This window comes from Streptomyces sp. NPDC051940 (assembly GCF_040680895.1).
GTDB lineage: Bacteria > Actinomycetota > Actinomycetes > Streptomycetales > Streptomycetaceae > Streptomyces.
Genome location: NZ_JBFAXR010000042.1, coordinates 14,866 through 36,426 on the forward strand (window position 1 = coordinate 14,866; position 21,561 = coordinate 36,426).

The window sequence follows — 21,561 nt, forward strand, 5'->3', positions numbered from 1 at the left end:
CTCGACATGGCCACCGCATCCCCCGAGAACAGCCCCGGGCGTCTGAAGCAGATCGCCCTGACGTACAAGATGACCAAGAAGGCCGATCGCACGATCGGTCTGTGGATCGCCGGTACCGGCATCCTGATCCTGGGTGCCCTGCTGGGCATCGGATTCGCCATCGGTCATCCGGTCTACCTGGGCATTCTCGGCGCGCTGCTGGCCCTGCTGGGCATGGCGATCGTCTTCGGCCGGCGGGCCGAGCGCGCCGCCTTCGGCCAGATGGAGGGGCAGCCGGGCGCCGCCGCGGCCGTCCTGGACAACATGAAGCGCCAGTGGACGGTCACCCCCGCCGTGGCGATGAACCGCAACCAGGACGTCGTCCACCGCGCCGTCGGCAAGGCGGGCATCGTGCTGGTCGGCGAGGGCAACCCGAACCGGGTGAAGAGCCTGCTGGCCGCCGAGAAGAAGAAGATGGCGCGGATCGTCGCCGACGTGCCCGTACACGACGTCGTGATGGGCAACGAGGAGGGCCAGGTCCCGCTGAAGAAGCTGCGGACCACCCTGATGAAGCTGCCCCGGGTGCTGACCGGCCAGCAGGTGACCACGGTGAACGACCGCCTGAAGGCGCTCGGCGACCTGATGTCGAACATGCCCATCCCGAAGGGCCCGATCCCGGGCCGCGGCATGCGGATGCCGAAGGGGCAGGGCCGGATGCGCTGAGGCGCTCGCCCGCTGTACGACGTGAAGGGCCGGAGGATGTGATCCTCCGGCCCTTCACGTGTCGCGTGTCACGTGCGCGTGTGTGCGCGTATGCGATCAGATCCGGACCTCGACCGAGCCCGCCAGCCGGTCGTGGAGGCCGCGGGTGTCGCGGTCCCAGACGACCGCCGGGACGACGAGGCACACCAGCGCCGACCGGAGCACCGAGCGCACGAAGCCGAGGCGCGCCCCGCCGGCGCCGATGACCCGGATGCGCAGCAGACGCTTACCCGGAGTGACACCGATGGTGCCCACGGTGAGCGACGCGAGGACGAAGTAAACCCCGAGGGTCCATGCGGAGAGTGAAGACGGTTCGCCGGCAGCGAACAGGCCGTATGCGATCACCCAGCACAGCACCCAGTCGATGTAGAGCGCGGCGATGCGCCTGCCGACCGGGGCGACGGACCCCGGCCCCTCCTTCGGCAGCCCCAGCTGCTCACCGCGGTACCCGAAGTCGACGCCCATCGACTCCGCCGCTGCCCGGGGCCCGGAGAGCCATGAACCCACTGCCTGACGCTTGTCCATCTCAGCCACACGTCCACGGTACGCGCCCCGCCGGAAAACCCCGACGCCCGGGTATCGCTGCCGGGCTCGCGGGGCCAGGCTGGTTAACATCGTCGAAACAAACGGGTCATGCCCGAGAAATCCCGTGAATCTAAGGTCAGGGCGGGCATGCCACCGCACTGGCGTGCCGAAGCGCCGCAATCCCGATCGCATCCGCGCACCGGGACAAGGAGGAGTTGGATGTTCCAGAACGCCGAGGATGCCAAGAAGTTCATCGCGGACAACGGCATCAAGTACATCGATGTCCGTTTCTGCGATCTTCCCGGCATCATGCAGCACTTCACGGTGCCGGTCGAGGCCTTCGACCCGGCCGAGACGCTGATGTTCGACGGTTCGTCGATCCGCGGCTTCCAGGCCATCCACGAGTCCGACATGGCGCTGGTCCCGGACCTGTCGACGGCCCGCGTGGACCCGTTCCGCGAGGAGAAGCACCTCAACATCAACTTCTTCATCCACGACCCGATCACCGGCGAGCAGTACAGCCGTGACCCGCGGAACGTGGCGAAGAAGGCCGAGGCCTACCTCGCCTCCTCCGGCATCGCCGACACCGCGTACTTCGGCCCCGAGGCCGAGTTCTACGTCTTCGACAGCGTCCGCTTCGAGACCACCGCGAACCGCGCCTTCTACGAGATCGACTCCGAGGCCGGCGCCTGGAACACCGGCGCCCTCGAGGACGGCGGCAACCGCGGCTACAAGGTCCGCTACAAGGGCGGCTACTTCCCGGCCCCGCCGGTCGACCACTTCGCCGACCTGCGCGCGGAGATCTCCTCCGAGCTGATCAAGTCGGGTCTGGAGGTCGAGCGCCAGCACCACGAGGTCGGCACGGCCGGCCAGGCGGAGATCAACTACAAGTTCAACACGCTGCTGGCCGCCGCCGACGACCTGATGCTCTTCAAGTACATCGTGAAGAACGTCGCCTGGCGCAACGGCAAGACCGCGACCTTCATGCCGAAGCCGATCTTCGGCGACAACGGCTCCGGCATGCACGTCCACCAGTCGCTGTGGACGAACGGCGACCCGCTGTTCTACGACGAGCAGGGCTACGCGGGCCTGTCGGACACCGCCCGCTACTACATCGGCGGCATCCTGAAGCACGCCCCGTCCCTCCTCGCGTTCACCAACCCGACGGTGAACTCGTACCACCGCCTGGTCCCGGGCTTCGAGGCTCCGGTGAACCTGGTCTACTCGCAGCGCAACCGCTCCGCGGCGATCCGCATCCCGATCACGGGCGCCAACCCGAAGGCCAAGCGCATCGAGTTCCGCGCCCCGGACCCGTCCTCGAACCCGTACCTCGCCTTCTCGGCGCTGCTGCTGGCGGGCCTGGACGGCATCAAGAACAAGATCGAGCCCGCCGAGCCGGTCGACAAGGACCTCTACGAGCTCGCCCCCGACGAGCACGCGAACGTCCCCCAGGTCCCGACGTCCCTCCCGGCTGTCCTGGACGCCCTGGAGGCGGACCACGAGTACCTCCTCGCGGGCGGCGTCTTCACCCCGGACCTGATCGAGACCTGGATCGACTACAAGCGCACGAACGAAATCGCCCCGATCCAGCTGCGCCCGCACCCGCACGAGTTCGAGATGTACTTCGACATCTAGGATCGCCGCAGGTCAGAGCGGGTATCCACCACTCTGGGCCGTCTACGGGCCGTGGGCCGTGCTCTTCCAACGCGGAAGGGCGCGGCCCACGGGTCGTTTCGGGGGTGATCTATGCGGCGTCGTCGGTCGCAGCTCGCCGGAACGAGGCGTCAATCGCCCGCCGGGCCCGATCCTGGCTGTTCGGCAGCAGGTGGGTGTAGGTGCGCAGCGTGAAGCCTGGATCCGAGTGCCCCAGGTATTCAGCCAGGGCCTTGATGCTCTCGCCGGCGTCGAGGAGCACGGATGCGTAGAAGTGCCTCAGGGCATGCATGCCGTGCTCGCGTGAGGGCTCGAAGCGCTGACCCGGCTGTCGAGGCGGGATGACGCCGGCCGATACGAGGGCAGGCTTCCAGAGGTACATGTTGAAGTAGTTCCGGTTCAGCGCCGTCTTTTCTCGCGTGTAGAAGAGGAGCGACGCGGTGACCGGCGGGCCGTCAGGCGTCTTCCACGGCAGCGTGACTGCCAGGGGCGGCCGGCGGGTGATGTGCTCCGCCAGCGCGAACGACACAACATCGGGTAGAGGCACGTCACGGAGCTTGCCGCCCTTCGGCGGAGCAAAGACGAGCTGCGCTTTCACCATCTTCACCTGACGAACGACGTGCACCACTCCCCCGAGGAAGTCCACCTCATCCACGGCCAGGCCGAAGACCTCACCCTGTCGCAGCCCGCATCCAGCTCCGACATCAACCGTGCCCCGGAAGGCGTCCGGCAGCCCAGCCCGCACGGCGAACACCCTCGCGTGGGTCCACGGGATCACCTTCCGAGGATCTAGCTTCGGGGCTCGAACCGACCCAGCACGGCACGGATTTCTGCGGATGATCCCATCATCCACGGCAGCCGCGAACACCGCCGAGACGTTGGCAAAGATCACCCGTTGATAGGAGGCAGCGAGACCCGCTTCCTGGAGCACACGCGCCCAATGTCGAATGGTGCCCGGCTGGAAGGCGCGCATCGATCGCGAGCCGATGTGCGGGAAGACATGGAGCCGGAACCGGACCTCCATGATGTCGATGGTGGAAACGTCGGCCGTCTGCGATGCCAGCCACTCGGTCGCGTACTGCTGGAACGTGACCTTGCCTGCGTTCGGATCAACATACTCATCACGCGACATGTCCGCCGCGATCTCTGCCAGCCAGGACTCCGCCCGGCGCTTCTGCCGATCGGGGAAGCTCTTGGACTTCTCGGTGCCGTCCGGGCCGACGTACCGGGCGCGGTAGCGCAGGCCCGTGCCGTAGCGATCGGACTTGACCTTGCGCGGTTTGCCGTCAGGGCCGGTTTCGGTCTTGTACCAGCGGTCTTGGATGTGTCCGGCCATCAGGCAGCCTCCATCAGCTGCGTGACCACCCAGCGGCGTACGTCCTCGGGGTCGTAGCGCACATGCCGGCCGACACGGAAGCCGCGGGGACCGATGCGCTTGCGGCGCCAGGCGTAGACCGTCTCCAGCGGCACCCCGAACAGGTCCGCCAGGTCCACAGGGGTCAGGTAGCGCTCAGGCAGCCTGCGCGTAGTCATCCCAGCCCACCTCCCACCGGTCGAGATCGGCCATCGCCTCGCGTGCGATCTCGCGGTTCAGCCGGATGTCCTCGGCGATCGACGCGGCCAGCCAGGACTCCCCAGGGGTGTGGCCCTGTCCGGCGTAGGTGAAGTGGGCGAGCACCATCGTGGAGCCCTCCGCATCGTCCAGGTCCTCGGACAGGCCCCGTTCGCGGCGTTCCTGGCGCGCGCGGTAGTCGGCCCGGACCTGGCGCAGGGCACCCAGGGTGGTGGAGTAGTGGCGGGACTTGGTGGAGAAGTGGCCCCGGAAGCCGAGCATGTGTGCCCAGTGCGCGAGCAGCCGATCCGGGTAGGCTCCGTCCAGCTCCCAGCACGCTTCGATCAGGCTCCGGGTGTGCGCCGGTAACGGCAGCTTGTCCAGCTCTGCCAGTTCACCGATCCGGTGATCTACGGTCCCCGTGGTCTCCGCTGCCTTGGTGGCGTACTTCGCGACGTAGGACGCGACCGCCTGTTCGGTCAGCTCCTCATGGCCCAGGGCGCCGATGGGCTGTACGTCGATCTGCGAGCCCCAGCGCAGCACCCGGGCCGGATAGTCGCCGGAAGCGGGAACAGGGACGGAGACGCGCGCGGCAGCGGCCCGGATCGCCTCGTCCAGGAGCGCGAGGGAGGCCCACGCCGGCGGGGCGGTGTCGGAGCCGTCCGGACCGTCCAGGCGCACCACGGCGTGGAAGTGCACGGCGCCCCGCTTTTGGAACTCGGCGACCTTTCCGAAGGAGACCCGGCAGACGTCCGCCAGGGCGGTTTGGGTCAGGCCCGCGCGTGCTGCGATCTCGCGGCGTAAGTAGATCGTGAAGCGGCGCCACAGGTCGCCGGCGAAGTTGTTGAACAACACCGCACCCGCGTAGTCATACCGACCCGGATCGAGCGCCGTGCCCAGCACGGGGTCATCCTCCGGATGGGCGGTGCCGCAGCGGCAGCGCCCAGCGTCGGGCCGGTTGTGCACGGGGCCGAAGGAGGGGGCGGTGAGGGTGGCGAAGACCCGGGGGTGATCCCGCACGACCGGGGAGACGCCCTTGTTCAGGTCCCCGGTGATCCCGGCGCGAATCAGGTGGTAGGTGTCCCCGGCGTAGGTCCAGGCACACGAGGGGCAGCGCGAGGCCCGACGGTTGCCGCAGGCCACCCGGAGCATGCCGCCCGGCTCATGGGCAGTGCTGTAGGCATACAGCACATCCCCGGTGCGCACGTCACGGGTGACGGTCTGGCCCTGAAGGCGGATCGGGTGGGCGCAGCCACCGGTACGGCGAACCTGTTCACGCCAGCGCTCGAACCCCGGCGAGTTCGCCACCCGCAGCAGATCCGCGAGGGTTAACGGGTCGGTGCCCATGGAGGCCGCGACATCGGCCACGGCCTCCGGGGAAACGGGGAAGTGACTCACGCGGCCACCGCCGTGCACGCCTCGACAGCAGGGGTGAGGGTCTGGGCGCGGTAGCCGGGCATCGGCTCGTCCTCGGGGCCGATCTCGACCGGGAACGTGATCTGCGCGAAACCAGAGCACGAACACGGGATCTGCGCGCCGATCGTGCCGGTCACGGACCCGTCATCATCGGTCGCGATGCCCGTGCCGCAGCAGTCACCGCAGACCGGCTCTCCGGTCTCCCAGACGAACGGCTCACCCGCAGCACACACCTGCGGAGCCGACGAGGACACGTCGTGAACGAGCACGCCGAGACCGTCACGCTGGATCCAGCCCCAGTCGGCCCCGTCCGTGCCGCAGGCCATACACGGCGACGGGATCACGATCGCGTCGTCGCGGCGGGAGTCCGGAGCCGTCGCCGGACGGGAACCGAAGTGCTCGTCACGGGGGCAGATCACGTCGCCGTCGTGCGTCAGGACCGACAGGCCGTCGATGTCCACCCGAGTCCAGGCCGGAGCGCGCGTGCCGCAGCCGGGACAGGCTGCCGGACGGCCTAACACATCAAGAAGGTCCAGGCAGGACGGGAACAGGCTGCGCGCGCTGTGGGCGGAACCAGGCATCATGAAAGCTCCCTTCGGGGAGCCGGGGCGGTAACTGCTTGGCGGTAGGGGCCGCCCCGGCGTAACGAGTGTCTCAAGTGTCATAGTACGCTTGGAACTTGGCGCGTCAAGAGTCTTGGGTGACCTGACACGGATTTGGCGATACGCTCGGCTCATGGCCCCCGAGGACACTGCGCCGGCTTCCCAGTTGATTGCCGATCGCCTTCGCGCTCAGATCATCTCGGGATCCCTTGCGCGCGGAGCCAAGCTGCTTTCAGTGCGGGATCTTGCGATTCAAGAAGACGTCGCGCCGGGGACCGCACAGGCCGCGTACGACATCCTCAAGGACGCTGGCCTGATCTACACGAGCCCTGGGCGAGGCACATTCGTTCGCGACGAGTTCGAAGTCCCGCACAAGCCCAACTCCGCCGACTATCAGTCCCTCGCGGCCCAGTTGAGCACGCTCGCCGAGGCTGTCACTCGGCTGACTGGACGCGTCGATGAACTCGAAGAGTCCGTTCGGCATGGCCAAGGCTGATGTGATCGCGGAGGATCACCAGGCGGTCCGACAGCTCACGGACTGCCACCGTCAGCGACTCGATCTGGCTGGCGAGTCTGGCCAGTTCAACCGGACTCATGTCGGCGGTTCTCTCGACTTCCGGGGGCGTGTTCTCCATGCCTTCGAGTCAACCCCAGACGCCGGTTACTCACCATGAGCAACCGGTGCAGCGCAAGTGCACCAGGTACGCACTTCCGATGCACGATGCCAACCACGAAGCGGCGGGGGTCGATTGGTGGACGTGATCGAGGTCTGGAACGGCCGCTACGCATGCACGCTCCAAGCAGCGTTACGGATGACCAACGAGGCGTTCGCCGCACATCTCGGCGTCGCCGTACGGACCATCGCAGCCTGGCACGCTGATCCCGATGTTGTCCCCCGCACTGAGATGCAGCAGCTTCTCGATACGACCTACGAGAACGCCAGCGATCCTGTACGCCAGCGCTTCGCCCTCCTGGCAGCCGGCGGAACGCGTTCGAGTCCCGAGGTACCTACCGAAGGCCCAGCAGCCCAAGCCCTTCGAGTAGCCATAGCCATCGTCATCCGTGACGCCGACGTGCTCCTCGTGTGCCGCCGTGGCGACGATGCGGGCGGAATCACCTGGCAGTTCCCTGCTGGAGTGGTGAAACCCGGCGTGCCACCCGAGTTGGTCACCGTCCAAGAGACGCACTCCGAAACCAACGTCCACTGCGCAGTCCGGCAGCATCTGGGAAGCCGACTCCACCCGATCACCGGAGTCCTGTGCGAGTACTTCCTGTGCGAATACCTGGCCGGAGACGCCAGGAACAGCGACGTGGTCGAGAACGTGGACGTGACCTGGGCCCCGAAAAACGCCATCACCCGCTTCATCCCCGCCGATAGAATCTACCCGCCGATCATGGCCGTTCTGGAGGAGCAGGCATGACCCAGCAGACCGACGACAAGCCCGGGATCTCCGCCGCGATCATCGTGCATGAGGGTCGAGTCCTGATGGTCCGACGCCGGGTGAAGGAGGGTGAGCTGTCCTGGCAGTTCCCCGCCGGGGCAGTGGAAGAGGGGGAGAGCGCCGAGCAGGCAGCAGTCCGGGAGACCCAGGAAGAGACGGGCCTGACCGTCAACGCGGTCAAGCTCCTCGGCGAGCGGATCCACCCGGCGACCAAGCGGCTCATGAGCTACACGGCGTGCGAACTGATCTCTGGTGAGGCTCACGTAGCCGACGCCGAGGAACTGGCCGAGCTTGCCTGGATCAGCCACGCAGAAATCCCCGAGTACGTCCCCTATGGCCTCTTCGAGCCCGTCCAGCACTACCTGGACGAAAGCCTGCCCCGGTAGCCCAGCGGAGCTGATCCCGGAGCCCAGCCTGTTACGGATATCCCTACTCGATCAAGTGCGGCCCGCACGCGGGCCGCGCGGCCCTTCTCGGCCGCACCCGCGCTCCTGTCTTCGCCCCGCGCGGTGCGGCCGGCGGGCCGCGCGCACGCGATGACAGCCGCCAGTCCGAGGAGAACCGATCGGGCTGGGTCCGGTCGGCTCCACGACTTTTAGACAGCCACCATGGGGCGGGTCCCTAAGATCACGAGGCCCCATCGGGCATTGCGGGCAGGCCAGGAAGCCAGCCCGATCGCAAATCAGCTTAGGGCCTCGTGATCTCCCGCCCCATGGCAGCTCCAGTCCAAAAGTCGCTCCGCCGACCTTGTGCCACAGGTGACAGTGACTGGATCGGCTAGGCCAGATATCGTCACGCCGTGACACTTGATCTCTCACTCGCCCGCGCCATTACCGCCGGTCAGGGACGTTCCGCTCGGCAACTCGTGGACTGGACCACTCTGCTGGTCGTGCCCGTTATGGCGCTAGTGGCTGGGCTGCTGGACGACGAATCGTGGCGCCTTCTTGCGTTGTTCTCGCCGTTCGCCAGCTTCGCCGTGTGGTTTGGTTTCGCTATTCCGCGAGGCGTGACACTACTCGACGACTCCCTGCTGAGTGGGAAGACCCTGAGTGGACGGCGCACAGTCAGTTTCGCTGGGCCCGTGAAGGTGCGAAGGATCTTTCTTCCAACTCCTCAGCAGTCGATGGACCTGCTCGTGATCAAGGACGCGTGCGGTGTTCGCCTCTTGCTTGACAAAAAGCACGATGCCGAGGTGCGCGCGGCGATCGAGCAGACTGCTGGACAGGTCGCGCTCTCTCAGCGCGCAGCTGAGCGCTTGGGCCTTGCGTCAAGGGCACGCAACGGATGGGAGCACGCGCTAGCCGTGCTGGGCCCCATCGCCTTGTGCCTCGGGACTGTCACATCCGGCTTCGTCGCGGTGTTCGCCAGCTTCGTGATAGCAGGGGAATGATCGGCATTGCTTGATCGATCCTGGGCCGTCCGTGGGCCGTGAAGTGTTGGTCAATGTCGACCTACGACGCCCAACGATGACCAACGCCGAAGCCGAATAGTGATCGAGGAAGTGGCCCGAAAGCCCAGCTAGATCCAGGTCGAGAACCACATCCGGTCGCTCCACTCGTCCCGGGAGATCGTCTGGCCCGTGTAGATCGGGAAGAAGTAGATGAAGTACCACCCGACCAAGTCGCGTGCTCAGAGGGCGAGACCGCGGACCACGCCCGGCGATAGCCTGCCTCGCGGAACTCCGAAGATCGGCTAATTGAGGGGGCAACTTGCCGGGCAAGCCTGAGTGGGACGAGTTGGTCACCCAGTACGCGTGGGTCGACACCGCCGAAGACCTCCACACGTACACCATCTCTGTGATCACGGGGAAGGACGAGGACGAGGTCATCCGGGCGTTCGGTGGCGACCCTGGCGTCTCCCGGCTCATGACGTTCGACCAGACCGCCTACGAGATAGCGGAGCATCCGTCACGAGACCATGCCCTGCTGCGCGTCCTCACCGCCGGCAAGCATGTCGTGGCCATGGAGTGGGGCTACCACGGGAGCATCCCGGAGATCGCCCGCCGCGCCTCAGCCCATAGCGGGGAGTTCTTCAGCATCTACGCCAGCATCAACGCCCGCTATCAGGTGATGCATGCGCGAGACGGGCTCGTGGATGGCGCCTTCGACCCGTTGGACATGGAGGACGCGGCCTTCATGGATCCCCCGCCCACGTTGCCGACCTGGGCCCAGGATGTGGCCTTCCACATGGAAACCCACGAAGCCGAGTCGTTCGCTCTTATGCACCGAACGATGGGCCTGGCCTTCGATCCGGACTGGCTTGATGTCCGAGCGCGTACGGTGCTCTTGCCCGCGCCTGGCACCTTGTTCAGCAACCCGCATGCGGCCTGGCGGCTCTAGCGATCTGGACCCTGCCATCGCAACAGTGAGTGCCCTCCCGGGCCGTGCTGGGGCCGTGAAGGGGTGACCAACGGTGGCCAACGTCGACAACTACTGACGACTAAATGCCAGGTCAGAGCGGTGATCCTAGGCTTGCTCGCAGGCCACGAAACCAGCGCATCACTTCTTCGACATCTAGGATCGCCGCAGGTCAGAGCGGCCATCCGCCACTCTGGTCCAGCTATGGGCCGTGGGCCGTGTTCTTCCCTTCGCGGGAGGGCACGGCCCACGGTCGTTTCGGTCTGGCCTGTCCCGCTCCCCCTTTCCCGGGCCCAACGACCGCCGTCAGGTGAAGTCCGCGTACGCAAGCCATGCACCGCACGTCCGGCACTCGAAGGTGTACGCGGTCGGCTGCCCGTCCTTGTCCAGGGCAGACACGAAGTGGCGGATCTGGGCAGGCGGCCATCTGCGCGTGTCAAGGTCGGCCGAGATCGCCGCAAGGGCGTCGGGGTGCCGCGCGAGTTCGGCGGCTCCGGCGCGGCCGTGAAACATCGCGGCGTCGCCGCAGTGCGTCAGCCAACGCTCCTGCTGCCAGCCGGAGAATCCCGGCGTCCGTTGCTCCACTGCCCGGACGACGTCGAGTGGCACGTCACCGTCGACCTCGGTGAACTGCGCCTCGAACCTCTCCGCCGCGCTGCCGTCGGCGATGCACCACGGACACAGCTCCTCATCGATCTCGTCGACGGCGTACACGGGGCCGACGTAGATGAAGCCGCGAACTCGCTCGCAGCAGATGCACTCCGCGTCAGAGGGCGCGACCGACCCGGTCGCCACTGGATCAGGGTGATAGGGGAACTGCGGCAGCGGCTCCGGACCCCGCACATCCATCAACGCCCCTCGCCCTCCCGCGTACCATCCAGCTCCGCCAGGTCCTCGTACAGGCCGTCGAGCACCCGGCCGGTCGCCTCGCCGGCCGCCGAAATCTCCACCAACTGCCAGCCGGGAAGGTCAGCCTCCATGCCGGCCGGGGCAGCGTCGTCCGTCGGGTCAGACAAGCGATACAACAGGCCGAGCGCAGTCTCACGGGCCACCTCGCGCGCGATCACGCCGAGATCCTCCACCGTGACGCCGGCGGCCAGCGCACGAGAAATCGGCTCCGATGCCGGGCCGCCACGCTGGTATCCCTCGACCCACCGCGACGCTGCGCCCTCCCAGGCGGCGACATCGCGCGACGTCGCGCGAAGCAGCCGGTAGCGGGCCAGCTGAGGCAGATCCTCGTCGATCTCGGAGATGGCCCAGCTCTCCGGGTTCGCCGCTCCGAGGGCGGCGAACAGTCCCGTGAGCTTCTCGATGTCGGTCATGGGTGAGCAACGTACGCGACGGGCCGGATCAGGGTTGCGGCCGCCCTGCCATCGTTACGAGGGGAGCTGGCGGCATTGCCAGGCACGGGCCGCCAGGATGGCAGTGTGCCCCGGCATGGGGATCAGGCGCGGGTCAGCGCCATGTACAGGTGCTCGATCTGTCCGGGGACGGTGGCTATCAGTACGTCGCCCTGGGATGACGAGCACTTGATGATCATGGATCGGAAGTGGGTCCGCTTCGCCTCCGGTGCGCCCTGGGGCAGCACCTGCGCCAGCCGCAGGTCGGCGGGCAGGGTTCGTACGTCCCCCCGGGTCGAGCACGGCTCCCAGGACCACAATCCGGAGTCGACCACGAACCGTCCGCTCGTCCAGCGGGGCGATTGCGGATTTCTCACCGCGCAACGGAACTGGATCCGCCTGCCGTCGACGAGATGGGCCGCGAGGCGGTCCTGCCTTCGGTTGATGAGAATCCCGGCGGCCATCGCTCCGGTCATGAACACCCAAATGGCTGTAGGCACTTCACCCATGCCCGCATTCAAGCAGGTCAGGTGTAATTCCGGCCATCCGTCCGGCGCTTCCTCGCGATGTGCGCCGCAAGGAGACGGACTGCCATCTCGTGCCCCGACACCGACGCCATGTGCATCGGGGTAAGGCCGTCGCAGGAGGGACGTTCGGGATCGGCGCCGTAGGCGAGCAGCACCGCACTCCTGGCGGCCTCCGGAGACCGCCCAGGGTCGGCGCCCGCGTCGGGACGTGCGACTGCGGCCGACGTCGAGTTCGTCGTCGTAGTCCGGGCCAGCTCAGTCCTGTGCCTCCCCCAGCGGCCTGCGGACGCTGAGGAACGCCCACATGTTGCCCGTGATCACGCCGGAGAGCGGGGCGCAGATCGCCGACCATCCCTCCACGGCGTCCCGGGCCACCGAAGAAGGCGAAGGGCGCGAGGGTGGCTACGAGCGGCGCGAGGCTCGCCCCGCGGACACCCCGTCGATGGCGGCCCGAAGTGTCACCGGTGGCCAGTACGCGCAGCCGACCTAGCGGCCGCGACGCAGGCGATCACCTCGGCGGTGAAGCCGGCGGCGGCCGGCGCGCCCTTGAGCGGCGCGCCGCTCCCGGCGGTACGGCAGGGGGCATCGCAGCAGCGCCGCCAGGATGCCGCCCAGCGGGCTGTGCACGCGATACCCGCCACGAAACGATCCCCCGCTGTCGCCGCGGCGGCGGCCCGTACAGAGGGGACGCCCGAAGGGCGTTGTGGCGGGTGGGTGGGGGTGGTTCGATCGCCGTATGGCGGAGATCAAGGAGCCCTGGGGGCTCAGTGTGCTGGGTGCGGGGAGTGTTTCGGCCGAGCCGCAGGTGGCCGAGGTGACCCTGGCGGTCGATCTGCACGCTCCGTCGCCCAAGGAGGCGTTCGACGAGGCGGGCGGCGCCGTCGTCAGGTTCCGGGAGGTGCTGCGCGTCCACGGCATACCCGACGAGGACGTGTCCGGGTCACGGCTCACCCTCCGCTCCGACTTCAAGGGTTACGGCGGAGAGCGGGTCTTCCTCGGCTACCGCTGCGAGGCGACGTACACGGTCCGAACCGAGCGGCTGGACGGGCTCGACCGCCTCATCGAGGACGCCGTACAGGCGGGCGCGAGCCGCGTCGACGAGGTGCACTTCGACGTGCTCGAGAAGCCCGCCATGCGCGACGAGGCCCGCCGCAGGGCGGTGGCGGCGGCCCGCCGGAAGGCCGAGGTGTATGCGGACGCGTGCGGGATCCGGCTCGGTACCGTCCTGCATGTCCAGGACGTCGACCCGGAGTCGCTCGGCGTTCGCAGCCATGGGGTGCGTATGGGAGGAGATCCCGAGTCGGACGGGGCGTTCACCCCTGGAACGGTGCGGGTCGAGGCGGCCGTCCTGCTCGGTTTCGGCCTGCTGCCCTGACCCCTGCCGCGCGGACCGCGACCGCTGCGGGCCGGGGTCCGTGACACCCGCCTACCGTGGCCGCTTCCCCTCGTCCCGCTCCAGCCACTCTGGCCACAGCCGCCCCGCCACCGTCCGCCGCAGGCGTCCGCCCAGGTGCATGGCGCGCCATACGCCGCGGTAGCCGGGGAGTACGCCGGCCGCGATCAGGATGTGGCCGGCGATGACGGGGGTGAGGGCGTACGTCGACCAGACGTGGATGCGGCGGTACCAGACGAACGCCGGGCCGCCCGAGACCTGGTCCAGGCCGATCCCGGTCACGATGAGCACCAGGAGCAGCGCGAGGATGAGCAGGTTCGCGATGCGCTGCCCCGGGTCGAAGTGCCCCTCGTGGCGGGCGAATCGGCCGGTGAACGCGGCCCCCGGGAGGCGGGCGAACCAGCGCAGGTCGGAGCGGCGGAAGCGCACCGAGTCCCGCAGCAGGGTCCGCGCGCCCCGCCATCCCAGTAGGGCGCCCGCCGCCGCGTACGAGGCGAGCGCCCAGCCGAGGTTCGTGTGCAGCTCGGGATCGGGGGTGTCGAGCAGCTCCGCCAGTACGCTCGGATCGCCCTCGTGGCCCAGGGTCAGCCACCAGCCCGTCAGCAGGAGCGCCGACACCACGACGTACACGCCGGCGTGGAACCAGCGGGTGCGGGCGTTGTTGCGGGTGACGGTGGCGGTGTCGCGCCTGGTGGTCGGGGGGCCGGGTGCCGTGTGCCTCGCAGCCATGTCCGCCTCAGTAGCCGTAGCCGCCGTCGTCGCCGCCCCCGGTGTCGCCCGAGGCGGACGGCTGCGCGCCGCCCTCGCCGACGGTGACCGTGATCTCGTCCTCCGCGCCGGCCGGCGAGTGGTCGGCGTTGCGCAGGGAGACGTTGAGGGTGTGCTCGCCGGGCGTCAGGCCCGCGACGGCCGGGGACTCCGCCGTGATCTCGTGGCTGGCCTCCTCGACCACCTCGTACTTCTGGTCGTCGCCGTCGAAGTACAGATGGACGTGGTGCTTGCCGGAGTCCGTGGTGCCCAGCTCCTCGCTGGCGTCCACCTTCAGCGTGAACGGGATGCTGATCGACCCGTCGTCGGCCGGCGAGGTGATCGACACCTCGGTGCCCGAACCGGCGCCCGAGCCGCTGCCGGAGCCGTCGTCGGAGCCGCAGGCGGCACCGCCGAGGAGGAGCAGCGCGCCGAGCGCCGCGGGGATGACGGTACGCCGTGTACGCGTGATCATTGCTTCTGGCCTTTCCGGTTGGACCGCGCCTGCGGGGTACTACGCCGTCGGGCCGGGAACCGTTCACGGCCCCGGTGATCGTGGGCCGGGGCGCGTCGGTAGGGTCGAATCAGCTGGTTCGCGCTGTTGTGCAGGGAATGCTGTAGTGCAGGGAGTTGGGACATGGCGGACGACATCGCCTCGCTGGCCGGGCGGTTCGAGGAGGAGCGCCAGCGGCTGCGCGCCGTCGCGTACCGCATGCTCGGGTCGCTGGCGGAGGCGGACGACGCCGTCCAGGAGGCATGGCTGCGGCTGGACCGCTCCGCCGCCGACGAGATCGCCAACCTCCCCGCCTGGCTGACCACCGTCGTGTCGCGGGTGTGCCTGAACATGCTGCGCTCGCGGCGTACCCGCGGTGAGGAGCCGCTGGAGGCCCAGCTGCCGCCGACGCCGGCGCGCGCCGTGGAGGACGCCGGGCGTGATCCGGAGCAGGAGGCGCTGATGGCCGACTCGGTCGGGGTCGCGCTGCTCGTGGTGCTCGACACGCTGACGCCCGCGGAGCGGCTGAGCTTCGTGCTGCACGACATGTTCTCCGTGCCGTTCGACGAGATCGGGCCGATGATCGAGCGGACCCCGGCGGCGGCACGGCAACTGGCCAGCCGGGCGCGGCGGCGGGTGCGGGGTGGTGCCGGCTCGTCCGGCGCAGTTGGCTCCGATTCCGCGGCTCGCAGGCTGCGGGTCGTGGACGCGTTCCTCGCCGCGACGCGGGGCGGCGATCTGCAGGCGCTGGTCTCGCTGCTGCATCCGGACGTGGTGCTGTACGCCGACGCCGCCGTCATCCCGACGCCGGAGCCGGTGACCGTGCGGGGTGCGCAGACGGTGGCCCAGGGCGCGATGGCGGCGACGGGACGGGCCCGGTTCACGGGTGTCGCGCTGCTGGACGGGGCGGTCGGGCTGGTCATGGCGCCGCTCGGGGAGCTGCGGGTGGTGCTGGCGTTCTCGTTCGCGCCGGACAGCGATCTGATCGACGGGATTGACGTCGTCGCGGAGCCGGAGCGGCTGAAGGGCATCGAAGTGGCGGTCGCGGACGCGGCGTGAGCCATCCGGAGGAGCCATCCGGAGGGAAGTTATCCACAGGGGGACGCGGGGTGTCGTGCGGCTGTGTCACGCTGAGTGACATGACAGACGCAGATGACGTGGTACGGGAACAGATCGCGGCCGCCGTGGAGCGCCACGCGCGACGGCGCAGCGTGAGCGCGGAGTTCAGGGAGGCCAGACGGCACGGCCTGCGGGCGCGGCACAGACGCCGGCTCGCTCAGCTCAACCGGAACACGGGCCCGCGGGGCGTGAACGGCAGTCCGCCGCCGCGCGGGACGAGATAGGCGTGCTCGCGGCGCACGCGCAGGACGTCGCAGTCGCCGTCGGTGATGATCAGTACGGGCGCGGCGGGCGGGAAGTCCTCGGCGCGGTCCAGCAGGTCCAGCCCCGGCTGCAGCACGGTCCCGCCACGGCCCTTCACGCGCACCCGCCCGGCGATCTCCGTCGCGGGGAGATAGCCGGCGTCGTGCGGAGCGGCGTCGCAGAACACCACGCGCGCGGCGGGTACGTCGCGGGCCGTGGCGTACGAGGCGATGGCGCCCAGCGCCTTGCCCAGCAGGGTGCGGTCCATCGAGCCTGAGGTGTCGAGGAGGACGCCGAAGGTGTGGCGCGGCACCTCCTCGGGCGGGAAGTAGCGGCCCGCGCGGGGGATGTCGGGTGTGGACGCCTGGCGGCGGGCGGGCCGGGCGTAGGTGCGCACGGGCTCGGGGCGCGGCACGTACTCGTCGAACCAGCGGGCCAGCCGGGCGTCCCAGGGCACGGGCGGCTGCGACAGGGCGCGGATCTCCTCGACCAGCCCGGCCGGGAGCCGGCCGCGTTCACGCTGGTGGAGGTCGAGGCCCTGGTGCAGGCCGCGGCGGTAGAACTCGTCGAGGTCGACGTAGTCCCTGGGCGCGTGGGGCAGCGGCTGACCGAGCACGTCACCGAGGCCCTTGCCGCGCAGGGTGGCCAGCCTGCGCAGCCGGCGCCGGTCGGTGACCAGCCGGTCGTAGACCTCCTCCGCGGACAGCCCCGCCAGGGCCGGGTCGTGGAGCAGGCCCTGGGGCATGTCGCCGACGTTCATCTCCAGCAGCCAGCCGTTGATGACGTAGTCGGCGGCCACGTTGAAGAGATAGGGGTCGCGGGCGCCGCACCGGTCGCCGTGCCGCAGGGCGGCGTGCAGCATCTCGTGGGCGAGGATGAAGCGCCATTCCTCGTCGGTGAAGCGCTTGAGGGGGTTGAGGTAGATCTCGCCGGCGGTGGCGTTCACGGCGGCGATGGAGATGCCGTGGGCGCGGGCCAGTTCGGCGTCCGCTACGAGGGTGAGGCCGGCGGCGATGCCGCCGAGGAGGGGGTAGGAGGAGATGAACCAGTTGAGGGCGCGCTCCCAGGGGTGGAGTCGCACGCGCTGGCCGTCGAGGGTCTCGCGGCGGCCGCCCGCGACGTCCATCGAGGCGGAGACGGTGCGGGTGAGGGCGTGTGCGAACGCGAGCTGCCAGTCCTCGGGCTGCGACCACTCGTGCCAGGGGACGAGGACGATATCGGGTTCGCCCGGGGTCGCGCCGCAGTCCGTGTACTCGGCGGGGATGCCGTCGCGCCGCCAGCGGGCGCCGAGTTCCTCCTCGTCGCCGCCCGGATAGGTGAGGGGGAGATGGGCGGGGGTGCTGCCGGCGGGGAAGGTGAGGAGGAAGCGGTTGACCACGACGCAGCGCGCGGCCAGGTCGTAGCGGTCGGGCTGGGTCCGGGTGCCCTTGGCGGCCGGGGCGTGACCGAAGCCGAGGTGCAGCAGGCAGTGCGCGAGGGCCCAGGCCCAGTCGCCGGGTTCGGCCCGGAGGGTGGGGTGGACGTGGAGGACACCGTCCGAGGTGACGCGGACCAGGCCGCCCTGCGTGGAGGCGTGGGCGCAGTCCTGCGACCGGCAGGTCCGGGCGCCGATCGCGGTCAGGGCGGGGTTGCGGCGGATGACGTCCAGCCCGGCGAGATACGCCTCGTGGGCGGGGTCGGTCCGCTGCTCGCCCTTGGCGCGGGCGCGGGGGCTCATCGGCGGGGCTCGGATCGTAGGAGGTTCATGGGCGGGCCTCGGGTGGCACGGGGCTCATCAGCGGGGCTCGGGTCGCAGAGGGCTCATCGGCGGGCCTCGACGAGGCGGGGCATGTCGCGGGCGGCCTCGACGAGGAACCACGCCGGCAGCACCGGCTGGCCGTCCGCGTCCTCGGCGATCACGGTCTGCGCGACCTCCACGGAGATCTCCGCGAGCTGTACGAAAAGGGACTTGGCCCGGTACGCGGTCTGCCGGACGGCCGGCGAGACGTGCTCCTTGCTCGCGGGCAGGTCCTTGACCAGCCGACCGCGGAACGCCTCGGCGAGGTAGTACAGCAGGTCCCGGTCCTCGAGCCGGTGCGGCCAGGAGGCGTCGCCCTTGAGGATCGCGTCCAGGCCGTGTGCGTTGCGCACGATCTTGACGTAGCCGCAGAAGGAGACCGCGTGGGAGGGGGTGAGCGTGCCGTACGCGATGACCTTCAGGGTCTCGTCGTCGAGCGTGGGACCGAAGGAGTGCAGCACGTCGGAGAGCATGTGCCAGGAGCGGGGCGTGGAGAACGGCTCCTCCGTCTTGGGCGGCTGCGACCACAGGTGGTCGGGCCGGTCGACGAGGTAGTCGGTCACCCAGCGGTGGATGCCCTGCTCCCCGGCCCAGGTCAGCCAGTCGGTGGCGCTGGCCCGCAGATGGATGTGGGTGAGCCGGTTGACCAGGGCGGAGGCCATGGGGCGGGCGAGGGCGTTGTCGGTGGCGCGGTTGCCGGCGCCGATGACGATGCTGCCCTCGGGGAGTTCGTAGGAGCCGATGCGCCGGTCCAGGATCAGCGAGTAGAAGGCCTTCTGGACGTCGGGGGTGGCCGCGTTGAGCTCGTCGAGGAACAGGCAGTACGGCTCGTCGCGGGCGATGCTCTCCGGCGGGCAGAAGACACTGCGGCCGTCGCGGATCTGGGGGACGCCGATCAGGTCCTCCGGCGCGAGCTGCGTACCCAGCAGGCTGACGCACTCCAGCCCCAGGGACGCGGCGAACGTCCGCACGAGCGACGACTTGCCGATCCCGGGCGCACCCCAGAGGAACACGGGACGGACGGTCGCCAGATTGAGCAGCAACTCGGGTACACGGGCGGGGGTGACGGTCACGGCAGCCTGGATGAGGGTCTCCTCGGGAGGACGGATGGGGTGAGGTGAGGTGAGGTGAGGAGGCGACGACGGTGATCGCGCAGGTGGAAGCGCCGGTTGTCGCGTCGGCGGGCGGCTCCGGTGCCTGCCTCAGCCCCGCTCCAGTGTGAGGGTGCGCGTGTGAGGACGCAGCTGAATTTCCGCGGCCCGGCCGCGGGGTGCGTCCCGCCCCCGGTGCGCGTGAGGTGCGCGTCGGACCCCCGGGCGGTACGGCGGCGGGCGTTCGCGGCGCGCTGCGCGTACCCGCTCACCGCGCCGCGGCGAGCCTCCGCAGGGTGCGGCCGAGACCTCGGGCGTAGGCGTGCTGGAACACCGGGACCAGGGGGCCCGCCGCGCGGGCGAATCGGGCCGCGGGGCGGCTGAACGCCCGGACGGTGAGCGTGACCCCGCCGTCCTCGGCCAGGGTCACCACGAACGCCTCCTCACCGCGTTCCGGATGCCCGGGCAGCGTGCCGTAGGCGAACCCGGCGCGGTGCTCGTCGTCGACCGTCCACACGACCTCGCACGGTGCCGTGATCCGCAGGGGTCCCGCGCCGAGCGTCACCTCGACGTGTGCGCCTCGCACGGCTCGCGGTCCGTCCGCCTGGATCCGGACCCCGATGAGGTGGCGGTGCATCTCCCAGGACAGGACTGCCTCCGCCGCCGCGGTGAAGACGGCTTCCCCTTCTCCCAGGCGGGCCGTGTGTGAGAGGTGGCGGTAGCCGGAGGGGAGTGTCGGGTTCCGGGTCGCGCCGGCCTCGGGGTAGGTGAGCACGGGCACAGGTTAGGCGCTGACGCATACGCCGCTGGTGTCCGGGTAGCCGGGTGGCAGTGCAGTCGACGGCGGACGTGCCGTCGCTATTCCTGGAGGTGGAGACCATCGACGCCGCTGCCGAGCCCGACATCGAAGCCACGCAGGCCATATGCCCTGGCTGTGGCGCCGTGGTGGAAGGGCACGACAACCGCTACCTGTGCCGGATGTGCGGCTGGATGTCGGCACCCGGCGGCCTCACCGCACCCGCCGGCGTCCTCGCACCGGACCCGTCGGCGGACCTCCGGGCCGGGGTCGTACCACTCGCCTCGGCACCGCAGGCCGGGATCGGCGCCGACGTCGGGGCCGGGCCACCGGCGGCGGACCCGCTGACTGCGGCGCTGCCCGTCGAGCCGGACCCCCTGGCCACCATCGCCCCCGCCCAGGACCCCCTGGCCACCATCGCCCCCGCCCCGGACCTCCTGATCGGCACCGCACCCCCACCCGCCCCGCTCCCGCCCCCTGATCCCACGCCCGCGTTGCCCGACATCGCGGGCCTCGTCGCCCCCGACGGGCTGATCCCGTTCCTCCGCACCCGGTTCGCGCACGAGCGGGACGCCGCCATCAGCGGGCGGTTGCACGGATGGCAGGGCCAGGTCGCCGACCTCAACGCCAAGCAGGCGCTCGTCGACGACTGCGAGCGCGGCTGCGCGGTGGCGGTGGACGCCACCCAGCGCCTCGCACAGGCCCTCCACGCGGGGCTCGCCGTGGGTCAGCCGGACCTGGTCGAGCTCGCCCGGCTCGAAGGGTACGCGGCCGCCCTTCGCCACACCGTGGCCCAGCTCGCCCTGCCGTACGCGCGCGATCCCGCATACCGCCAGGAGTGGCGCGCGTGACGCCCCCGGCCGCCCGCCGTTACGGCCGGGCGGCCGTGACCAGCCACGACGGCGCGTTCATCAGCACGCCGTCCGCCGTCTCGTACGGGCGGTGCGCCGCGGTCAGCGCGTCCGTCGCGCGGGCCGCCGTCTCGTCGTCCAGCGGGTCGAGGAGTTCGCGGAACACGGGCCTGCGGCGCAGGAAGGACACCACGTCCACGGCGTCGTCCCCGATCCGCAGCGGCTCCGTCAGGGATTCGAGCCGCGGCTCGGTGAAGCCCGCGCCGGTGAGGAGGGCGGCGACGCGGTCCGGGTCGGCGAGGGAGTAGCCGCCGGGGGCGTTCGGCGCCACGGGGGCGGGGAGTTCGACGTAGGGGGCCAGGGCGGCGAAGGGGACCTGGAAGTAGTCGTTGCCGCCCTCCCCCTGCCAGCAGACGAACGCGATCCGGCCGCCGGGGCGCAGCGCCCCCGCGAGATTGCCGAAGGCGGTCTCCGGCGCGTCGAAGAACATCACGCCGAAGCGGCTGAGGACCAGGTCGTACGGCTCCTCGGTGCCGAAGTCCCGGGTCTGGACGTCCGCCTGCTCGAAGCGGGCGTTGGGCAGCTCGGCCGCCGCCGCGCGGGCGATCTCCAGCATCGGGGCGGACAGGTCCACCCCGAGCGCCGAGCCCTCGGAGGCCGAGGACGCGGCCAGCCGCGTCGTCTCGCCGCAGCCGCAGCCGACGTCCAGCACCCGGTCGGCGCGGCCGACCGCCGCCGCCTTCATCAGCGCCCGCGTCCGCGGCCGCAGCACCGCGTCGTACCGCCGGCTGTGCTCGGCCCAGAACCGGCCGTTGGCACCGTTCCACTGGTCCGCCTGCGTATCGTTCGCCATGGTCCCTCACCGTAACGCCCGCGGCGCCGTGACGCGTTCCGGT

Annotated in this window: 25 protein-coding genes; 11 read left to right on the top strand and 14 right to left on the bottom strand. The window is 69.9% G+C overall.

Going from position 1 to position 21,561, the window contains the following annotated elements; all coding sequences use genetic code 11:
- Positions 1-6: 6 nt before the first annotated feature.
- Complete coding sequence (locus AB0M28_RS18335; protein ID WP_365405363.1) at positions 7-702, top strand: DUF4191 domain-containing protein; 696 nt, start codon at positions 7-9, stop codon at positions 700-702.
- A 96-nt stretch (positions 703-798) separates the two neighbouring features.
- Here AB0M28_RS18335 and AB0M28_RS18340 read toward each other — a convergent pair whose 3' ends face one another.
- The gene (locus AB0M28_RS18340; protein ID WP_365405489.1) at positions 799-1,266 is read right to left on the bottom strand and encodes an RDD family protein; all 468 of its coding nucleotides are present in this window, start codon (positions 1,264-1,266) and stop codon (positions 799-801) included.
- A 219-nt stretch (positions 1,267-1,485) separates the two neighbouring features.
- Between AB0M28_RS18340 and glnA the strand changes: the two genes are divergently transcribed.
- Positions 1,486-2,901 carry a type I glutamate--ammonia ligase gene (gene glnA / locus AB0M28_RS18345; protein WP_365405366.1) on the top strand — a complete coding sequence of 472 codons (1,416 nt, stop codon included), beginning with the start codon at positions 1,486-1,488 and terminating at the stop codon, positions 2,899-2,901.
- 109 nt (positions 2,902-3,010) lie between these two features.
- Here the strand turns inward: glnA and AB0M28_RS18350 are convergent, their stop codons facing one another.
- The 4 genes from AB0M28_RS18350 to AB0M28_RS18365 are packed head-to-tail and all read right to left on the bottom strand — an operon-like array spanning position 3,011 to position 6,348.
- Entirely contained in the window at positions 3,011-4,255 is a 1,245-nt protein-coding gene (locus AB0M28_RS18350; protein WP_365405369.1) for a tyrosine-type recombinase/integrase, read from the bottom strand.
- Positions 4,255-4,452: a helix-turn-helix domain-containing protein gene (locus AB0M28_RS18355; protein WP_365405372.1), complete on the bottom strand. Its 198-nt coding sequence runs from the start codon at positions 4,450-4,452 to the stop codon at positions 4,255-4,257. The genes AB0M28_RS18350 and AB0M28_RS18355 overlap by 1 nt, the downstream gene beginning before the upstream one ends.
- On the bottom strand, positions 4,430-5,818 hold the full coding sequence (gene repSA / locus AB0M28_RS18360; RefSeq protein WP_365405492.1) for a replication initiator protein RepSA: 1,389 nt from the start codon (positions 5,816-5,818) through the stop codon (positions 4,430-4,432). The genes AB0M28_RS18355 and repSA overlap by 23 nt, the downstream gene beginning before the upstream one ends.
- A gap of 47 nt (positions 5,819-5,865) precedes the next feature.
- A complete protein-coding gene (locus tag AB0M28_RS18365) occupies positions 5,866-6,348 on the bottom strand; it encodes a hypothetical protein (RefSeq protein ID WP_365405375.1) in 483 nt (160 codons plus the stop codon).
- A 274-nt stretch (positions 6,349-6,622) separates the two neighbouring features.
- Here AB0M28_RS18365 and AB0M28_RS18370 point away from each other — a divergent pair, with 274 nt between their 5' ends.
- The 5 genes from AB0M28_RS18370 to AB0M28_RS18390 all read left to right on the top strand — a co-directional run bounded on the left by AB0M28_RS18370 (position 6,623) and on the right by AB0M28_RS18390 (position 10,270).
- A complete protein-coding gene (locus AB0M28_RS18370) occupies positions 6,623-6,985 on the top strand; it encodes a GntR family transcriptional regulator (protein WP_365405378.1) in 363 nt (120 codons plus the stop codon).
- A gap of 256 nt (positions 6,986-7,241) precedes the next feature.
- Positions 7,242-7,910: an NUDIX domain-containing protein gene (locus AB0M28_RS18375; RefSeq protein WP_365405381.1), complete on the top strand. Its 669-nt coding sequence runs from the start codon at positions 7,242-7,244 to the stop codon at positions 7,908-7,910.
- Positions 7,907-8,317: an NUDIX hydrolase gene (locus AB0M28_RS18380; protein ID WP_365405384.1), complete on the top strand. Its 411-nt coding sequence runs from the start codon at positions 7,907-7,909 to the stop codon at positions 8,315-8,317. Before AB0M28_RS18375 ends, AB0M28_RS18380 begins: the two co-directional genes overlap by 4 nt.
- A gap of 413 nt (positions 8,318-8,730) precedes the next feature.
- Positions 8,731-9,321 (top strand): hypothetical protein, encoded by a 591-nt coding sequence (locus AB0M28_RS18385; protein ID WP_365405387.1) that lies wholly within the window; start codon positions 8,731-8,733, stop codon positions 9,319-9,321.
- Between the two features lie 319 nt (positions 9,322-9,640).
- Positions 9,641-10,270, top strand: coding sequence for a DUF6461 domain-containing protein (locus AB0M28_RS18390; RefSeq protein ID WP_365405390.1), 630 nt, complete (start codon positions 9,641-9,643; stop codon positions 10,268-10,270).
- A 324-nt stretch (positions 10,271-10,594) separates the two neighbouring features.
- Here AB0M28_RS18390 and AB0M28_RS18395 read toward each other — a convergent pair whose 3' ends face one another.
- The 3 genes from AB0M28_RS18395 to AB0M28_RS18405 all read right to left on the bottom strand — a co-directional run bounded on the left by AB0M28_RS18395 (position 10,595) and on the right by AB0M28_RS18405 (position 12,110).
- Entirely contained in the window at positions 10,595-11,137 is a 543-nt protein-coding gene (locus AB0M28_RS18395) for a CbrC family protein (protein WP_365405393.1), read from the bottom strand.
- Positions 11,137-11,610 (bottom strand): hypothetical protein, encoded by a 474-nt coding sequence (locus tag AB0M28_RS18400; protein WP_365405396.1) that lies wholly within the window; start codon positions 11,608-11,610, stop codon positions 11,137-11,139. Before AB0M28_RS18400 ends, AB0M28_RS18395 begins: the two co-directional genes overlap by 1 nt.
- A 122-nt stretch (positions 11,611-11,732) precedes the next feature.
- Positions 11,733-12,110 (bottom strand): hypothetical protein, encoded by a 378-nt coding sequence (locus tag AB0M28_RS18405; protein WP_365405398.1) that lies wholly within the window; start codon positions 12,108-12,110, stop codon positions 11,733-11,735.
- Between the two features lie 349 nt (positions 12,111-12,459).
- On the opposite strand from AB0M28_RS18405, the gene AB0M28_RS18410 reads away from it, so the two are divergent.
- Together AB0M28_RS18410 and AB0M28_RS18415 are read left to right on the top strand one after the other, a co-directional pair.
- The gene (locus tag AB0M28_RS18410; protein WP_365405401.1) at positions 12,460-12,645 is read left to right on the top strand and encodes a hypothetical protein; all 186 of its coding nucleotides are present in this window, start codon (positions 12,460-12,462) and stop codon (positions 12,643-12,645) included.
- A 246-nt stretch (positions 12,646-12,891) separates the two neighbouring features.
- A complete protein-coding gene (locus AB0M28_RS18415) occupies positions 12,892-13,530 on the top strand; it encodes an SIMPL domain-containing protein (RefSeq protein WP_365405404.1) in 639 nt (212 codons plus the stop codon).
- Positions 13,531-13,581: 51 nt separating this feature from the next.
- Here AB0M28_RS18415 and AB0M28_RS18420 read toward each other — a convergent pair whose 3' ends face one another.
- The gene (locus AB0M28_RS18420; RefSeq protein ID WP_365405407.1) at positions 13,582-14,277 is read right to left on the bottom strand and encodes a cytochrome b/b6 domain-containing protein; all 696 of its coding nucleotides are present in this window, start codon (positions 14,275-14,277) and stop codon (positions 13,582-13,584) included.
- A gap of 7 nt (positions 14,278-14,284) precedes the next feature.
- On the bottom strand, positions 14,285-14,770 hold the full coding sequence (locus AB0M28_RS18425; RefSeq protein WP_365405410.1) for a hypothetical protein: 486 nt from the start codon (positions 14,768-14,770) through the stop codon (positions 14,285-14,287).
- Positions 14,771-14,932: 162 nt separating this feature from the next.
- Between AB0M28_RS18425 and AB0M28_RS18430 the strand changes: the two genes are divergently transcribed.
- Positions 14,933-15,847 carry a sigma-70 family RNA polymerase sigma factor gene (locus AB0M28_RS18430; protein WP_365405412.1) on the top strand — a complete coding sequence of 305 codons (915 nt, stop codon included), beginning with the start codon at positions 14,933-14,935 and terminating at the stop codon, positions 15,845-15,847.
- 217 nt (positions 15,848-16,064) lie between these two features.
- Here AB0M28_RS18430 and AB0M28_RS18435 read toward each other — a convergent pair whose 3' ends face one another.
- From AB0M28_RS18435 to AB0M28_RS18445, 3 genes are all read right to left on the bottom strand, one after another.
- Positions 16,065-17,867 carry a hypothetical protein gene (locus AB0M28_RS18435; RefSeq protein WP_365405415.1) on the bottom strand — a complete coding sequence of 601 codons (1,803 nt, stop codon included), beginning with the start codon at positions 17,865-17,867 and terminating at the stop codon, positions 16,065-16,067.
- 83 nt (positions 17,868-17,950) lie between these two features.
- A complete protein-coding gene (locus tag AB0M28_RS18440) occupies positions 17,951-19,012 on the bottom strand; it encodes a MoxR family ATPase (RefSeq protein WP_365405495.1) in 1,062 nt (353 codons plus the stop codon).
- Positions 19,013-19,286: 274 nt separating this feature from the next.
- Positions 19,287-19,799, bottom strand: a complete 513-nt coding sequence (locus AB0M28_RS18445) for a DUF1990 domain-containing protein (protein WP_365405418.1) — start codon at positions 19,797-19,799, stop codon at positions 19,287-19,289.
- 44 nt (positions 19,800-19,843) lie between these two features.
- Between AB0M28_RS18445 and AB0M28_RS18450 the strand changes: the two genes are divergently transcribed.
- The gene (locus tag AB0M28_RS18450; protein WP_365405421.1) at positions 19,844-20,665 is read left to right on the top strand and encodes a hypothetical protein; all 822 of its coding nucleotides are present in this window, start codon (positions 19,844-19,846) and stop codon (positions 20,663-20,665) included.
- Positions 20,666-20,684: 19 nt separating this feature from the next.
- Here the strand turns inward: AB0M28_RS18450 and AB0M28_RS18455 are convergent, their stop codons facing one another.
- Positions 20,685-21,518 carry a methyltransferase domain-containing protein gene (locus AB0M28_RS18455; RefSeq protein ID WP_365405424.1) on the bottom strand — a complete coding sequence of 278 codons (834 nt, stop codon included), beginning with the start codon at positions 21,516-21,518 and terminating at the stop codon, positions 20,685-20,687.
- Positions 21,519-21,561 lie beyond the last annotated feature (43 nt).

What these genes read in the sequence shown, in the direction of transcription:
- AB0M28_RS18370 (WP_365405378.1), top strand. Translation starts at nt 6,623, where the DNA reads ATGGCCCCCGAGGACACTGCGCCGGCTTCCCAGTTGATTGCCGATCGC.
- AB0M28_RS18435 (WP_365405415.1), bottom strand. Translation starts at nt 17,867, where the DNA reads ATGAGCCCCCGCGCCCGCGCCAAGGGCGAGCAGCGGACCGACCCCGCC.
- AB0M28_RS18350 (WP_365405369.1), bottom strand. Translation starts at nt 4,255, where the DNA reads ATGGCCGGACACATCCAAGACCGCTGGTACAAGACCGAAACCGGCCCT.
- AB0M28_RS18335 (WP_365405363.1), top strand. Translation starts at nt 7, where the DNA reads ATGGCCACCGCATCCCCCGAGAACAGCCCCGGGCGTCTGAAGCAGATC.
- AB0M28_RS18420 (WP_365405407.1), bottom strand. Translation starts at nt 14,277, where the DNA reads ATGGCTGCGAGGCACACGGCACCCGGCCCCCCGACCACCAGGCGCGAC.
- repSA (WP_365405492.1), bottom strand. Translation starts at nt 5,818, where the DNA reads ATGGGCACCGACCCGTTAACCCTCGCGGATCTGCTGCGGGTGGCGAAC.
- AB0M28_RS18415 (WP_365405404.1), top strand. Translation starts at nt 12,892, where the DNA reads ATGGCGGAGATCAAGGAGCCCTGGGGGCTCAGTGTGCTGGGTGCGGGG.
- AB0M28_RS18455 (WP_365405424.1), bottom strand. Translation starts at nt 21,518, where the DNA reads ATGGCGAACGATACGCAGGCGGACCAGTGGAACGGTGCCAACGGCCGG.
- AB0M28_RS18380 (WP_365405384.1), top strand. Translation starts at nt 7,907, where the DNA reads ATGACCCAGCAGACCGACGACAAGCCCGGGATCTCCGCCGCGATCATC.
- AB0M28_RS18400 (WP_365405396.1), bottom strand. Translation starts at nt 11,610, where the DNA reads ATGACCGACATCGAGAAGCTCACGGGACTGTTCGCCGCCCTCGGAGCG.
- glnA (WP_365405366.1), top strand. Translation starts at nt 1,486, where the DNA reads ATGTTCCAGAACGCCGAGGATGCCAAGAAGTTCATCGCGGACAACGGC.
- AB0M28_RS18430 (WP_365405412.1), top strand. Translation starts at nt 14,933, where the DNA reads ATGGCGGACGACATCGCCTCGCTGGCCGGGCGGTTCGAGGAGGAGCGC.
- AB0M28_RS18355 (WP_365405372.1), bottom strand. Translation starts at nt 4,452, where the DNA reads ATGACTACGCGCAGGCTGCCTGAGCGCTACCTGACCCCTGTGGACCTG.
- AB0M28_RS18410 (WP_365405401.1), top strand. Translation starts at nt 12,460, where the DNA reads ATGTTGCCCGTGATCACGCCGGAGAGCGGGGCGCAGATCGCCGACCAT.
- AB0M28_RS18395 (WP_365405393.1), bottom strand. Translation starts at nt 11,137, where the DNA reads ATGGATGTGCGGGGTCCGGAGCCGCTGCCGCAGTTCCCCTATCACCCT.
- AB0M28_RS18340 (WP_365405489.1), bottom strand. Translation starts at nt 1,266, where the DNA reads ATGGACAAGCGTCAGGCAGTGGGTTCATGGCTCTCCGGGCCCCGGGCA.
- AB0M28_RS18425 (WP_365405410.1), bottom strand. Translation starts at nt 14,770, where the DNA reads ATGATCACGCGTACACGGCGTACCGTCATCCCCGCGGCGCTCGGCGCG.